Origin of the sequence: Anabaena sp. UHCC 0204 (assembly GCF_009711975.1) — a bacterium.
In the GTDB taxonomy this organism is placed as follows: Bacteria; Cyanobacteriota; Cyanobacteriia; order Cyanobacteriales; family Nostocaceae; genus Dolichospermum.
In genome coordinates this window covers 98,722-113,948 of sequence record NZ_VIKW01000004.1, presented here as the reverse complement: position 1 = coordinate 113,948, position 15,227 = coordinate 98,722, and the positions used below count along the sequence as shown (strand labels likewise).

Sequence of the window (15,227 nt, the reverse complement as noted above, 5' to 3'; positions counted from 1 at the left end):
TAACCATCCTCACTAAAATAACTTTGGGTTATGAAAAAAGCTGTCTACTGGATAATGGGTGAACGGGCAGGGAGAACCATCGTTGGGACTTGGAACTGGTTATGGGGAATGCCTGTAGAGTCGGGTGGTAAGGTAGCTGTCGCAGTTGCTGAAGAATCTCTACAGTCAATGCAAGTAGCAGTACAAAAACTGGCTCAAGCCGTTGCCGCGCAAGAAGGGGCTTATAAAACTGCCAAGGCTAAATATGAGACAAAAATTAGAGAATTCAAAACCTTAGAGCAGCAAGCCATGATTGCTCAACGTAGTGGCAATGAAGAAGCAGCGCGAATGGCCATGAGTAAGGCTATTCAAACGGAGCAAATCTTGCCAAAACTTGAGGAAATGGTTAAACAAGCAGAAATGGCTGTTAAGGCTTCTAAAGATAAACTCAACCGTGAGCGCATGAAGCTAGAAACTTACAAAGCCGATATGCAGAATATGAAAGATATGTCAGAGGTAAATGAAGCCCTGGCTATGATTGCTAAAGTCAATAATGAATTTGATATTGGTTCAGCTAAAAGTGACTTTGAAAAAGCTAAAGGTGCAGTTGAACGTCGCAATCTCAAAACAGAAGCTTTAGCAGAATTGTCGGAAAATCCAACAGAAAAACTACAAGCCGAAATTGAAAATATGACATTAGATGACGAAGTTGCTCGTCGTTTGCAAAGGTTACAAGATTCTCAACCTAAACAACTACCGGAATAAATAGGAATTTATGAGTCAGAAAAGCGGACCGCCGCCTATTGTTTTTATCCTGCTGTTTTTGGGGCTTTTGGGTGGTGGTTACTGGTGGTTTTTCATGCGGAATCCTGCGTCAAACCCCATTTCTTCCGGTGGTGATACAACCACTACTGAGGCTTTCTCCGTCCCGACAACAGTAGCCAGCGGTACTACCGTCAAAATAGATGGTTCTACCAGTATGGTGACAATTAACCAAAGTCTCAAAAATGGTTTTGAGAAACAGTTTCCGGGGACAAAGGTAGAAGCGATTGGGAATGGGACAGATAGGGGAATTCAGGATTTGTTAGCGGGGAAAATTGATATTTCCGCAGCTTCTAGACCATTGACAGCACAGGAGCAAAGTCAGGGATTAAAGGCTGTTACTGTAACACAAGATGCGATCGCTGTCATTGTCAGTAAAGCCAATCCTTTCAACCGAGGATTAACCAGCAGCCAAATTGCAGATATATTTGAAGGGAAAATTAATAATTGGTCAGCAGTGGGTGGTTCGTCTGCAACTATCCGCGTCATTAATCGCCCCGCAATTAGTGGCACACATCAAACTTTTAAAGAATTAGTCCTCAAAGGATCTAATTTTGGGACTACACCCAACATTACGACATTACCGCAAGATGCTACAACTCCCTTAATTCAAGCTTTAAAAAAAGATGGTATTGGCTATGCAACCTTTGATCAAGTTGCTAACCAGCAAACCGTGCGCGTCGTTGCTATTGAGGGCTTGACACCAGAAGCAGCTAGTTATCCTTACAAGCGATCGCTATATTACGTCTATAAAGATCCTGCTAATGTGGGAGTTCAAGCATTTCTAGGTTATGCAACTTCGCCCCAAGGACAGCAAGCTTTAACATCAGGAAACTAATGTAGAAGAAATAGGAAGTTAAGATATGGAAGTTAGAGGTTAAAATGAGTTCTGACTTCTTTTTTCATATCCTGATTCCTGTATTATTTATCTTATTTTCCGTGACTAGAACTCGTGAACCCTTAATTAGTTTGGCACTGTATCACGCCTTTAAGTGGTCTGTGGTTAGCCCCATGCTACACGCATACTTTCGGGGCAAAATTTATGGTGTGGAAAATGTCCCCCAAAGTGGTGCTGTTATCGTAGTTAGTAATCATGCTAGTTATTTTGACCCACCGATAGTTTCTAGTTGTGTCCGCCGTCCAGTTGCATACATGGCCAAGGAAGAATTATTTAAAGTTCCTGTTTTATCGCAAGCAATTAAATTATACGGTGCTTACCCTGTGAGTCGCGGTAGTGCTGATCGCAATGCTATCCGTTCTGCTCTAGAATTTTTAGACAATGGTTGGGCTGTGGGTGTATTTCTAGAAGGTACAAGGACACCAGATGGTCGTATTGCTGACCCCAAAAGAGGTGCAGCACTTCTTGCAGCAAAAGCTAAAGCCCCTTTCTTACCGGTGAGTTTATGGGGAAGTGAGCAGATTTTACAACCAGGTTCTTCTTTACCCCGTTCAGTACCTTTAACTATTAGAATTGGTCAATTAATTGATGCTCCTAATTCTACGAATAAAGAAGAGTTGGAAAAAGTTACCCAAAGGTGTGCTGCGGTGATTAATGAAATGCACGATTTAGGACGATAAGAGTAATTTTAGATAGCGTGGGGACGATTCCATGAATTGTTCCTGTAAAATTTTTCGGGCAATATATAATTATTTTCCACTAGTACCGCAGGGCGGAATTAAAAATTAATAATTAAAAATTAAAAAAGCAGATGACACAAGCTTCTTGAGAGTTCTTAATGGTTGCTTGATTTACACCGCAGTGTACTAGATATAAGGAATATGCTTAAGATATGGAAAAATTCTGTACTTGCATATATTTTAACTTTAGCACTATAGTTATAATAATTGGGAAAATAATAGACACAGATAAGGCTCTTAAAAGCTGATTTTGTTAGTTTTTAATAATCTCAAATTAAAAATTTAAAAATCTTAAATTTATATGAGTGGTTCTGGAGCTAAAAACGTCTGGCATAAACTAAATAATTTAGTTTTAGTTCGCTTTTTACTTTTAGTTGCTTCTGGCTGGGCAATTGTTCAGCTTTTAGATTATTTTCAAGCGGTGATTGTGATTTTCTCATTCGCTGCAATTTTGGCTTTTTTACTTAACTATCCTGTAGATTTTCTCCGGCGGTTTTTACCTCATCCTCTAGCAGTTATCGTGGTTTTTTTACTCAGCATTATGATAATTGGAGTGCTGATTATTACTATAGGTTTAACAGTTTCATCACAAGGACAACAATTAATTGATAGTACATCAAATTTTTTAAATTCTTTAATTCCTTTAATCAAACAAGTAGAAGCATTTCTACAAACACGGAATCTCCGCATAGATTTAAGTGTAGTTGAAAATCAACTGCGGAATCAAGCTGTATCAACATTGGTGACAAGTTTGGCAATTTTGCAAAGCATACTCACTAATTTTATGACGTTTGTATTTATTGCTGTTGTCGCTTTTTTTATGTTGCTAGATGGAGAAAAATTATGGAATTTCATTATTAAAATAGTTCCGCCAAATCGCCGACAAAAATTTACCAATATCATCAGACGCAGTTTTTTAAGTTTTTTTCGTGGTCAGTTAATATTAACTTTATTTTTGACAACTTCAACTTTTATAGTTTTCTTGTTATTTCAAGTACCATTTGCTTTATTATTATCTTTGGTAGTAGGAATTCTAGACATGATACCGGGCATAGGTGCAACATTAGGAGTTAGTATAATTACTTTAATTATTTTAGCTCAAAATGCTTGGTTAGCATTAAAAGTATTGATAGCTTGTGTAATTCTCCAGCAAATTCAAGATAACTTAATTGCTCCACGAGTTATGCAAGGAACAATGAATTTAAACCCAGTAGCAATATTTTTTTCCTTGTTAGTTGGTGCTAGAGTGGCAGGTTTATTAGGTGTTTTTATCTCTATTCCTATTGCTGCAATAATTGTAGCTTTATTAGAAATTGAAGACATAAAATCAGAAACTTCGGGAATAAATCATGTAAAATCAAACTGAGTAAGTAAAAGACTGGGAATTATGGCTGATTTAAGAGCAGAATTACAACAAAATCTCGATGAAGCAGAATGGGAATGGCTAATTCCCCATGTCCAAAAAGATGCAGTTATTCTGGTAGCAGAGAATTTAGATTTACTAGATGTGGGGGAAGCGATCGCTAGTGATAACATCCCCTCTGTGCAACGTTGGATTGATGAACAATTACTAGCCAAACCCACAATAGATCAAGTGGGAGAATGGAATCTCAACCGCAACAAGCGATTTAATGCCCTGATCGTTGAACCTTACGTTTTAGTACAAGAAATCGCTGTTGTTTAAAAAGTTGATCATTCATAATTCCTATTCAATGATGAATTAGGAATTATCAGTTATTTTCTTGATCTGGTTGGTTCAAAATAGGTGTAACAACGTGGTTATTACTCCGGACTAATTGACTAACTTGCCCAATTAGTTCTCCTAATTTACCTTCATCTAACAAGGTGTTAATTAAGGATAATCCACTGGTAGATAGTAGTAATTTGTTAATATCTTGACTGCCACTACTGCCATTTGCACCAGGGAAAGAATAGATGCGAGTATCTCCTAAAACCCCTGGTTGTGGTGCTAAAGAAGAGAGAATTTCTGGTAATTTATCCGCTAATTCTGGCCAGATAGTCGTAATAATTTTGGCAGTCAGATTAGCATTACTAATGGTGTTTTCAGCCGCAATTCTAGCTTGAATACCTTCAGCATCTGCTAAGGCTTTATCACGGTTAGCATCTGCGAGAACACGAATTGCTTCAGCTTCTAATTCTGCGGCTTCTTGAGAGATTTCGGCTTGACGACGACGACGGAAAGCGTCAATTTCCACAACGTTGCGATCGCTAATACTCCGTTCTTGAGCTTCTCGTTCTGCTGCAATTAAAGACAAGCGTTTGGTTCGTTCAGCTTTTTCAACTTCACTGGCTGTTTTCACAGATTCTTCGGCTTTAGCTTGTTCAGCTTGAGCAACTAAACTTTCACGTTTCTTATTAGCAATTGCGATCGCTACATCTTCTTGTGCTAGTCTGGCTATGCGTTCTGATTCAGCTATTTGTACTTGTGCTTTGAGTTTACCAGATTCTACACTTTGTTGACGCAAAATTTCGGCAATTTCTGCTTCTTGCTGTTGCAATGATTTTGCTACTTTTAGCTGTTTATTCCGTTCTTCTAATGCAATATCAGCTTGAATTTGACTTTCTTGTAAAGACAATTTTCTGCGAATTTCTTCCTCTTCAACTGACTTTTCCTGCAAAATTTTCGTCCGTCTGACTGTTGCAGCTTCTGTGTCTTTAGATTCTTGAATTTCTCTTTCTCTTTGGGCTTTCAGAGCCTCCACTTGCAGTCTTTGAGATAATTTAGCACTTTCTTGTTCTTGGGCAATTTGCAGCGATCGCTTTTGAGCATCTAATTCTTTTTGCTCAATTGTTACCTGTGCCGCTAATTCAACTTCTCGTTTTTGTTGTACTGAACGTTGAATTATCTCTGTTCGCAACCGCACACCCTGAGCATCAAAGAAGTTATCAGGATCGTAAGTAACACTTTCTAATATTTCGGAAATTGCAATATTATTTAGTGTTAATCCCACTTTCTTTAAATCTGTCCCTACCAAGTTCAATACTTCTTGAGCAAAACCCAATTTATCAGAATCAATTTCTGCTAAATCCTTAGTTTTAGCTGCTGCTCTAATTGCATCATCTGCCCTTTTTTCTAAAGCATTTTTGATATCTTCAGGAGTAATTCTTGTTCCATTTTGAGACAGTCTAGCAGCAGATGTCAAAACATCATCTTCGGAAGCATTAATACATACATAGAAAGTGACTCTGATATCTGCTCTGAGGTAATCTTTAGTTCTGACAGCTAATTTTCCAGTCCGTTCGACATCAATAGAAATTTCTCTTAAAGGTACTCTTGTTAATTGATGAAATCCCGGAAGCACTATGCAACCACCATAGAGAATCACTGATTTCTTCTTAGTAAATAATCCCCCAGTTCTGACAAAAGCTTCGTTGTTGGGTGTGACAACATAAACTCTTGTATAAGCAAATAAACTTAATATCAAGAGGATGACAAACATCACAATGATTCCCGGAAATACTAAACCACCGTTAACTTGAGCTAAAGTCGGTTGATTTATAATTGGAAATGTGGGATTAATTGCAGTTGTTTGTTGTTGTTTTGGTTGTAATTGAACTGATGGTATTTCAGTTAAATGTACACTTGGTAAAGCCTGGATAAAATTCAACCAAAAAAGCATATTTTTCTTCTCCTGATATCCAAATTAATTTCTGGAATTTGAGTTATTTAACCAATTTTGTTCATCGGGACTATCTTTAGCAAGCACTAAATAAATACCCTGTTTAATTTCCACAATGATCACTTTTTCTCCCCGTTGTGGTGCAATAGTAGCCCAATCAGGAATTACCGCAGTCACTGTCAAAAGATTGTGCTTGGCATCAAGAACATCTATCTGACCAATTTTTCCTAAATTCTCTGTGGGAATATAAACAGAGGTAACAGTACCAATGCAACCAATTAAGCGATCGCTACTTACATCTTCCCCAAATTCAGAGAAAATTTGACTAATTGATTGTGCTATCCATCTGCCGATACATAAGCTGATTATCAGAGAAATAAATAGAACAAAACCACTTAATAAAGGATAGTTTTTGATAGCAAAAATGCTATTTAACGCAACATTTATTATCCAACCAATAATCCCCCACAGACTTAAATCTGTTGCCAATAATAACAACAATGGAGCTTTGCCAATACCTGCCCATCCCAAAAAGTCTTCAAAGGCAAAATCACCGTCTGTTTCTATATCTAAATCTGCTTCAATATCTACATCTTGTCCACCTCCACCCATAAAAATCATCAACAAAAAAAGTAACCCTCCTATCCCCAGGAAAATCCAATAGGGCAAGTTAGCTGGACTAAACAGCATATTTTTATTTACAGATATGTGGCAGGTATTTTTATATTGTTATTTGCATATATCTTATTCTCTCTTTTGGGGCAATGTCAAGATCAAATCTCTTTTATTTGGATAAATTTAGATTAAAAATAAGTATATTTAGGTCTTGTTAAGAATAGTAACAAATTAGATAATTTAAATTTAATAACCAGGTGAATATAAATAACTTAAATTATGGAAAATTGTCTATTTACAAATATTTAGCTATCTATGAAACTAAGCTAGATTCTTAAATTCTGATCTGCACCAGATTAAGGTAAACTGAAAAAAAGATCCCAACTTCTTACTAAAGAGGGGATCTGAGTTTAGCGACAGTAAATTTATTAATTTTATGACTCGACAACCCCATGACCAATTTGCTAAAGAATATTTAGAAGAATTGTTAACCTCTTTAGGTAATGTCAAAACCAGCAAAGATGTAAAAAGCGAAGTTCAAGAAATTGATGTTTGGTTTGTTCCTACAACATCATCTCCAAGAGCTACTTCAGAATTAGGATTATTAGCAAGAATGGCAGTTACAAGCTGTCTATTTGAGCCTTATCGTAATGCTCCCAGTGAAGTAGAAATTAGAAGTTGTTTGTTAAAATTGTATAGTGTGCATGGAGATTTATTACGACAAGCCAAAAGAGAAAAAAGTTCTATCTCTGAAGACGAATTACCCTGTTTATGGATTTTAACACCAACTTGTTCTGAAAAAATCCTCAACGGATTTGGAGCAAAACCCAAAGAGGACTGGGAAAAAGGAGTTTATTTTCTGTCAGGATTATTGAAAGCGGCCATTGTTGCTATCAATCAGTTACCGATGACAGAGGATACACTATGGTTAAGGGTACTGGGAAAAGGCAAAACCCAAACCCAAGCAATAAACGAAGTAGTTCAACTTTCAGAAGAGAATGACAAATGGAAGCAATTACTAGAAATGTTTGCGTCTTGGCGTAAAAATTTAGAATTGAATAGTAATGTTAATGATGAAGAAAAGGAGTTAATCATGAGTTTATCACCAGCGTATCTCAAGCAACGAGAAGAATGGAAACAAGAGGGACTGGAAGCAGGACGACAAGAGGGACTGGAAGCAGGACGACAAGCAGGACTGGAAGCAGGACGACAAGAAGGACGACAAGAAGGACGACAAGAAGGACGACAAGAAGGACGACAAGAAGGACGACAAGAAGGACGACAAGAAGGTAATTTAGACGGACAGCGTTTGATAATAGTGAGTTTGTTAACAGGACGTTTTGGCAATTTAGATGAGGAATTATCTGCTATTGTGACTCCGATTATGGAACTTACTTTAACAGAAAGAACTCAGTTATTACTCAATTTATCTAATCTTTCCCGTGAGGAATTATTAGCTAGATTTAAAGTTGATTAAATATACAGCAGTTTCCAATTATACAACGTACACCATAGCCCCTTCATCTCTTGCGATGAAGGGGGTGGTATTCTTGTATCTCATGAAATAGGGAAGTGCTATATCAGAAAAAAAAGCGATCGCCCTTTTTCCCGTGTTGGCGTAAATAATAGTTAATTAGTGCAAAGTAGCGGCTGCTCCTTGGACATATATAATACAATAGAAAGTGTAGATATTGCGCTTCTACAGAAACTAACACCAGAAAATTTTTTATCTTGGAAAATTTAGTTTTCTAGCGGCTAAAATTGCTACGATAATTTCAGATTAGTTGTTGAAACCTTGATTCAATCTGAAACCTTAGAATTACTAGAGTGGCCCCGTCTGTGCCAGCACCTTTCCACCTTTGCGGCAACTAAGTTAGGGGCAATAGTTGCGCGTAACCTGCCAATTCCTGAGAATCAGGCAGAAAGTGAACAATTATTAGCGCAAACCAAAGAAGTTTACGAACTGGAAAGTCGTTTACATCCAGGATTATCCTTTGAGGGAATTCAAGATATCGGTGATTCCCTAGAACGAGCAGCACTCCAAGGTACTTTGTCTGGGGAAGAATTGTTAGCGATCGCTACCACCCTAGCAGGGACAAGAAATTTACGCCGTGTTATTAATAATCAAGAAAATGTCCCCGTTTTGTCCGATTTAGTTTCTCAATTGCGGACTTACCCAGAATTAGAGCAAGAAATTCACCGTTGTATTGATGAACGCGGGCAAGTAACTGATCGCGCTAGTCAGAAAATGGGAGAAATTCGGGTAGAATTGCGGCGGATTCGTAGCCAAATTACTCAAAAACTGCAAAATATTATTCAAGTTAAATCAGGAGCAATTCAAGAACAATTAATTACTCAAAGAGGCGATCGCTATGTCATCCCTGTAAAAGCCCCCCAAAAGGACGCGATCCCCGGTATTGTACACGACACCTCAACCAGTGGCGCAACCCTTTATATAGAGCCTAACAGCATCGTGCCAATGGGTAATCAACTGCGTCAAGTTGTCAGAAAAGAGCAAACGGAAGCAGAAGCCATTCGTCGTCAATTAACTGAACAAGTTACCGCAGTTACACCGGATTTAGAAAGGTTATTAGCCATTGTCACTACCTTAGATTTGGCAGTGGCAAAATCTCGTTATAGTTTGTGGATAGGTGCTAATCCTCCCCGCTTTGTCAATCGAGCAGAAAACGAAATTATCACCTTGCGAAATCTGCGTCATCCGTTGTTAGTATGGCAACAGCAGCACGAACAAGGAAATCCCGTCGTACCCGTGGATTTGTTTATCAATCCCCAAATTCGCGTAGTTACAATTACTGGACCAAATACAGGCGGAAAAACTGTAACTTTAAAAACCTTGGGATTAGCAGCCGTCATGGCCAAAGTGGGTTTATTTATTCCCGCCCGTATACCCGTAGAAATGCCTTGGTTTTCCCAAGTTTTAGCTGATATTGGTGATGAACAATCTTTACAACAAAGTTTATCTACTTTCTCAGGACATATCCGCCGCATTAGTCGAATTTTAGAAGCATTGGAGAATGAGGAGTCAGGAGGTAGGGGCGCAGGGCCTGCGCCCAACAATCAGGAGGAACAAGAAGAAGAAATAAAACTACCAATCCCCAGTCCCCAATCCCCAGTCCCCAGTCCCCAATCCCTAGTTTTACTAGATGAAGTTGGTGCAGGTACAGATCCGGCAGAGGGTAGTGCATTAGCGATCGCTTTACTCAAATATCTCGCCAATCATGCCCAGCTAACGATGGCTAGTACCCACTTTGGCGAACTCAAAGCTTTAAAATATGAAGATAGCCGATTTGAAAATGCTTCGGTAGAATTTGACGAAACTACTCTTTCACCTACTTATCGTCTGCTGTGGGGAATTCCTGGACGTTCTAACGCCTTGAGTATTGCTTTGCGTTTAGGCTTAAAACCAGAAGTAGTAGCAGAGGCAAAAACTCAAGTTGGAGAAGCCACAGACGAGGTAAACCAAGTTATTGCCGGTTTAGAAGCTCAACGCCGCAATCAGGAAACCAAAGCCGCAGAAGCTCAAAATTTATTACATCAAGCGGAACGATTATATAAAGAAGTTTCTGACAAAGCTGCCGCTTTAGAAGCCAGAGAAAAACATTTACGGGTTTCCCAAGAAATTGCCGTCCAACAAGCAATTACCCAAGCCAAAGGAGAAATTGCCCAAGTTATCCGTCGTTTGCAAAAAGGTACACCTAACGCCCAAGATGCCCAACAAGCTACTACAAACCTGAATAAAATTGCCCAAAAATATGAACCTGCACCCCCACCTAAACCTAAACCTGGGTTTATGCCCAAAGTAGGCGATCGCGTGCGGATTCCCAAATTAGGACAAACAGCCGAAGTTTTAACAATTCCCGATACTGACGGCGATTTTACCGTGCGCTTTGGCATCATGAAAATGACGTTACAACTCCAGGATATAGAATCACTAGATGGACAAAAGCCAGAAACCATAGTTAAACCCAAACCAGCCCCAGCCGTAGTCACACTACCACCAGCCCCAGCCATTCGTACTTCCAAAAATACTGTAGATTTGCGCGGAAAACGGGTAGCTGATGCCGAATATATCTTAGACAAAGCTATTTCTGAAGCCGCAGGTCCCCTATGGATTATTCATGGACACGGTACAGGTAAACTCAAGCAAGGCGTTCATGCCTTCTTACATCAACATCCCAGAGTTACCCACTACGAACCAGCAGAACAAGCCGATGGTGGTAGTGGTGTCACAATTGCTCATATATAAAGGGAACTGGCAAGAGGCAAGAGGTAAGAGGCAAAAATTTTTACCAATTATCAACCCTTCGGCTACGCTCAGGGCAAGTCACCCATTACCAATCTCGTTTCAAAATAGGTAACAGCAACAGATTCTTTCAGCCTGATTACATAAACTAAAAGTTATGCACTTAACCGCTAATTCCTCTATACCAAAATCACCTTGGGAGGATTTAAGCCAACTCCCAGCTCCAAATACAATTCAATGGGAAAATATCAAAACTCAGTTAGACTTAGTATTACTGGCACTGGAAACATTAACAGGCATTGGTTCAGAAGCCATGCTTTCAGCGGCAGTTAATTTGAATTTAGAATCAAAAGTACCAGACAGGGTAGCCTTATGGCGATTGCGTCAATCTAATCCCCTCCGCAAAGGCCAAGGAGGACGGAAAAAGTTAGATGTAGAAGAAGCGCGATCGCTAGTTCTAATTATCTGCTATCTCGCCAAACAACACCAAGAATTAATTCGCCGGGCTGTAGGTTTATTAGAACAAATAACCGCAAATAACCAAAAACCTCATCACACTGCTTTATTGGGGGAATATATAGATGCTTTTTGCAATACTTATCAAGAACGGATGGAAGAGGAAGAAATAACCTCAACAGATGTGCTTACCCACCTAGCCCTAAAACTGCTAATCAATTTACTTTTTTATAGCGCCCCTGGTGGACATCGCCGTTTGTGGTTAGCACTAATAGATATTTCCACAAAACAATTTTAGATTTTAGATTTCTATTCCCAATCCAAAATCCAAAATTCCCCATCTTTTTTGCAATTTTTGCTATGTCTCCATCAAATTCTGTCATTCGTCGCTACACCCCCCCCACTTGTACATTAGAAATCTGGGCGCAAAATTCCCCTCTATCCTACTGGATGGATAAAACCATTGCCAGGGATCTTAATTTTCGCCTGCAATTTGATGATCCACGACTACCAGAAGAACGTAAAATTTTGATTCGGGGTAATCAAGAAGAATTAGAGGTTTTATGTAATATCGTTACCAGTTACGTTCAACAACTTCTCCAACAATCAGCCGAAGATTTTAGTATTAATTTATCAGATTCAGATTCTGCAAACCTAGCATCAGAATCAGAATTAAAAGACGATCCCCCATCTATTCCATCTATCTTTCCTACCCAACCCATATCATCTTTTAATACTCAATCTTCCCCAGCCAAAATTTATTTAGAACCCAGCAATAATTTAACTCATAAACTCTTTCTCGGTTCTCTTGCTAACCAAACATCTGGACCCGTAATTGAATTGAGTTTACTGCAACTATTTGATTTAGCTACAGCTTTAGATGAATACTCATCTGATATGATTGCTCTACCAACTTTCAGCCCTCAAACTTCCCAGAGCAGTTTGCCTCGATGGGCCCCAATAGCCGCAGTTTTAGCCATAGCCGCAGGTTTAACTCCATTTACCTGGCAATATGCCAACAATATTCAGCAAAGTCAAAAAGAAGTAGCTAAAAAGAATTCTGCTGAAGAAACGCAAGTTGCTATCGAACCTTCTTTTCCAGACGCTACACAAATACCTACACTAAATTTAACTCCACCTCCCACCCAACTCACACCACCACTTCCTAATTTTAATACACCTCCAGCCCCCCTAGCCTTTCCTAATGCAACTATTCCGGCATCACCTCAACCTGCATTAACTATCCCCTCAGATACCTCTTCCTTTCCTATTAATTCACAAATCCCCTTACCTGCTATAGTCCCCAATCCTGCACCTAATCCTCCAAGCATTGTCGCTAGAAGCAGGATAAATACTGCGAAACCCAAGAATGTGCCTCGTACAAATAGTAACATCTCACCCAATTTTTCCACACTGCCCCAATCTATTGCCACTATTCCTAATAACAATCTGAGTAATACTCCTAATAATCTTCCTTCTTCTGCTGTTGAATTACAACCAGGAACTCTAGGAATTTCTAACCCAGATCAGGCACTGTTAAAAAACAATCAAGAGAGTTTAATTAGGAGATTAAAAACCGCAACTAATACCTCTTCAGTTACACAAGTTGCTAGGGATCAGACTTTATTTGATACTCCCCAAGTAGCAGAAGCTAGAGAATATCTTAACAAGCGTTGGCAACCACCAACCGGACTTTCTCAAGCTCTGGAATATAGTTTAGTATTGGGTGTTGATGGCACAATCGAAAGAATTTTACCTTTAAATCAAGTTGCTAGAGAATATATTGATAATAGCGGCCTTCCTGAAATTGGTAAACCTTTTGTTTCTACTAATAAATCTGGACAAAGCCTAAGAATACGAGTTGTACTTGGTCATGATCGCAAGGTGCAAACATTCCCAGAAACACCTTAAATTTCCAAATAGACATTTATAACTATTTGTGAGATGGGTTTAGCTTTTGCTTTACCCATCAAATTTTTATAAATATGGAAGTTTTGAGATTTTAGAAAAGATTAGAGCTAAACCTGAAATATATCTTAATTATCATTCAATAAAAAATTAAAATTACCAAAACCTTCATCTATCAGTAATAATTATTGCTTAACCATGTGAAATATTAATTTTCTAATATTTCAGTAAATTTGCGTGATTAATTACATCAAATCATGGTAAGTTCTAATACTTGAGCAATAAATAAAACCTTTGCTTAATTCATCTGGTAAGTAACCTGCTGTCATCACTTGTATTTCTATAGGATTACTATTTAATTTTTGAATATATACGTAGGATGGACATTGCCCACCAAAATTTATATTTTTCAGCAATCATGTAGGCTTCCTATATATATCTAATTGTTAGAGATAAGTATTTAAAGTTTAATTGGAGGGAGGTGAGATGGAAAAAGAATTTATGAAACCTAATCCGTTAGTTCGGATAATTGGTATTAGTGCTTTTATTTTATTTGTTTGTAGTAGTATACGACATTTATTATTTCAATCAACTGCTTGGGATTTAGGAATTTTTGATCAAGCAATTTATTTAATTAGTCAGGGGCAAGTACCGATTTCTTCTTTCCTTAATTTTCATATTCTTGGTGATCATGCTTCTGGGATTTTGTATCCTTTAGCTTTATTATACAAAATTTATCCTAGTGTTTATTGGCTATTTGCAATCCAGTCTGTTGCTTTATCTTTGGGTGCTTTACCGACATATTTTATAGCACTGCAAGCAGGGTTAAAAGAAAGTCAAGCAGTAGCAATGACAGCAGTGTACTTACTATATCCAGTAGTGTACAATTCTAACTTGTTTGATTTTCACCCAGATGCGATCGCTATCCCCGCACTTTTGACAATGATTTTTGCAGCTAGAGAAAAAAAAATTTGGCAGTTTTGTTTTAGTATTCTTATTGTACTGGCTTGCAAAGAAGTATTCTCTCTAACAATTTTAGCTATGGGGATATGGTTAATGTTATGCGAAAATCGCCGTTTTTATGGTGCGATCGCTATTATTTCTGGTATTACTTGGTTTGTAATTACTACTAAAGGAATTATCCCCTATTTTGGTACAGAAGTAGCTTCTGTAGAACGCCATCTTGGGCGCTATAATTATTTAGGAAGTTCTTTTACTGAAGTAGTTGAAAATTTATTTTCAAACCCATTTATTTTATTAGATCATATCTTTTCTTTTGATAATTTATTCTATTTGGCTTTACTTTTATTACCGATAATTTGGGGATTATCACATCAAACTATAACTTGTTTAGTAGGAGCAATTCCTTGTTTAGCTATGAATATACTTGCTAATGATCAATCACAAAAAGACTTAATACACCAATACTCCTTACCGATTTTACCATTCTTGATATTAGGTGTTATTGCTAGTCTATCTCTTGGTAAAGGATTTTTACAAAACAAACGAGAAATCATTATTTGGTCATTACTAACATTTTTGTGCTTGGCAAAATTTACTCATTTTACCGGTAAATATTTAGAGTATATAGATAATTTACCAGCTACAAGAGAAGCTATTGCTTTAGTAAAAAGTCAAGGAGGGGTTTATACTACTTCAGTTATTGCACCACATTTAAGTCATCGTAAATTAATTAAATTAACAGATCAAGATTCTCAAAATAAAGACCTAGATATTTTTGATTATGTCTTATTAAATGTTCGTCATCCTGCTGGAGGAGGCAATCAAGAATTTTCTAAACATCTGGTTCAAAAATTAGAAAGAAATCCAAAATACCAGAAGCAATATCAACAAGATGATGTTTTCTTATTTGTGAAAAATTAGTCAAATAATTACAGATAAAA

12 protein-coding genes are annotated in these 15,227 nt (G+C 37.8%); 10 read left to right on the top strand and 2 right to left on the bottom strand.

Features of this window, described 5'->3' with window-relative positions; genetic code table 11:
- The first annotated feature begins 30 nt into the window (after positions 1–30).
- The 5 genes from FJR04_RS04845 to FJR04_RS04825 all read left to right on the top strand — a co-directional run bounded on the left by FJR04_RS04845 (position 31) and on the right by FJR04_RS04825 (position 4,123).
- Complete coding sequence (locus FJR04_RS04845) at positions 31–744, top strand: PspA/IM30 family protein (protein WP_168492309.1); 714 nt, start codon at positions 31–33, stop codon at positions 742–744.
- Positions 745–754: 10 nt separating this feature from the next.
- Complete coding sequence (locus FJR04_RS04840) at positions 755–1,639, top strand: phosphate ABC transporter substrate-binding protein (RefSeq protein ID WP_168492308.1); 885 nt, start codon at positions 755–757, stop codon at positions 1,637–1,639.
- A gap of 101 nt (positions 1,640–1,740) precedes the next feature.
- A complete protein-coding gene (locus tag FJR04_RS04835; RefSeq protein ID WP_168492471.1) occupies positions 1,741–2,379 on the top strand; it encodes a lysophospholipid acyltransferase family protein in 639 nt (212 codons plus the stop codon).
- A 361-nt stretch (positions 2,380–2,740) separates the two neighbouring features.
- Positions 2,741–3,805, top strand: a complete 1,065-nt coding sequence (locus tag FJR04_RS04830) for an AI-2E family transporter (protein ID WP_168492306.1) — start codon at positions 2,741–2,743, stop codon at positions 3,803–3,805.
- A 21-nt stretch (positions 3,806–3,826) separates the two neighbouring features.
- On the top strand, positions 3,827–4,123 hold the full coding sequence (locus FJR04_RS04825) for a DUF2288 domain-containing protein (RefSeq protein ID WP_168492305.1): 297 nt from the start codon (positions 3,827–3,829) through the stop codon (positions 4,121–4,123).
- A 46-nt stretch (positions 4,124–4,169) separates the two neighbouring features.
- Here the strand turns inward: FJR04_RS04825 and FJR04_RS04820 are convergent, their stop codons facing one another.
- Positions 4,170–6,080 (bottom strand): flotillin family protein, encoded by a 1,911-nt coding sequence (locus FJR04_RS04820; protein ID WP_168492303.1) that lies wholly within the window; start codon positions 6,078–6,080, stop codon positions 4,170–4,172.
- Positions 6,081–6,104: 24 nt separating this feature from the next.
- Positions 6,105–6,770, bottom strand: coding sequence for an OB-fold-containig protein (locus tag FJR04_RS04815; protein WP_168492302.1), 666 nt, complete (start codon positions 6,768–6,770; stop codon positions 6,105–6,107).
- Between the two features lie 361 nt (positions 6,771–7,131).
- On the opposite strand from FJR04_RS04815, the gene FJR04_RS04810 reads away from it, so the two are divergent.
- The 5 genes from FJR04_RS04810 (at position 7,132) to FJR04_RS04790 (ending at position 15,207) form a co-directional block, all read left to right on the top strand.
- Positions 7,132–8,172, top strand: coding sequence for a hypothetical protein (locus tag FJR04_RS04810; protein ID WP_168492301.1), 1,041 nt, complete (start codon positions 7,132–7,134; stop codon positions 8,170–8,172).
- A gap of 318 nt (positions 8,173–8,490) precedes the next feature.
- On the top strand, positions 8,491–10,962 hold the full coding sequence (locus FJR04_RS04805) for an endonuclease MutS2 (RefSeq protein WP_168492300.1): 2,472 nt from the start codon (positions 8,491–8,493) through the stop codon (positions 10,960–10,962).
- 154 nt (positions 10,963–11,116) lie between these two features.
- Complete coding sequence (locus FJR04_RS04800; protein ID WP_168492298.1) at positions 11,117–11,713, top strand: DUF3038 domain-containing protein; 597 nt, start codon at positions 11,117–11,119, stop codon at positions 11,711–11,713.
- A 62-nt stretch (positions 11,714–11,775) separates the two neighbouring features.
- Complete coding sequence (locus FJR04_RS04795; RefSeq protein WP_168492297.1) at positions 11,776–13,326, top strand: DUF4335 domain-containing protein; 1,551 nt, start codon at positions 11,776–11,778, stop codon at positions 13,324–13,326.
- A gap of 483 nt (positions 13,327–13,809) precedes the next feature.
- Positions 13,810–15,207, top strand: coding sequence for a DUF2079 domain-containing protein (locus FJR04_RS04790; RefSeq protein WP_168492296.1), 1,398 nt, complete (start codon positions 13,810–13,812; stop codon positions 15,205–15,207).
- The last annotated feature ends 20 nt before the right edge of the window (positions 15,208–15,227 follow it).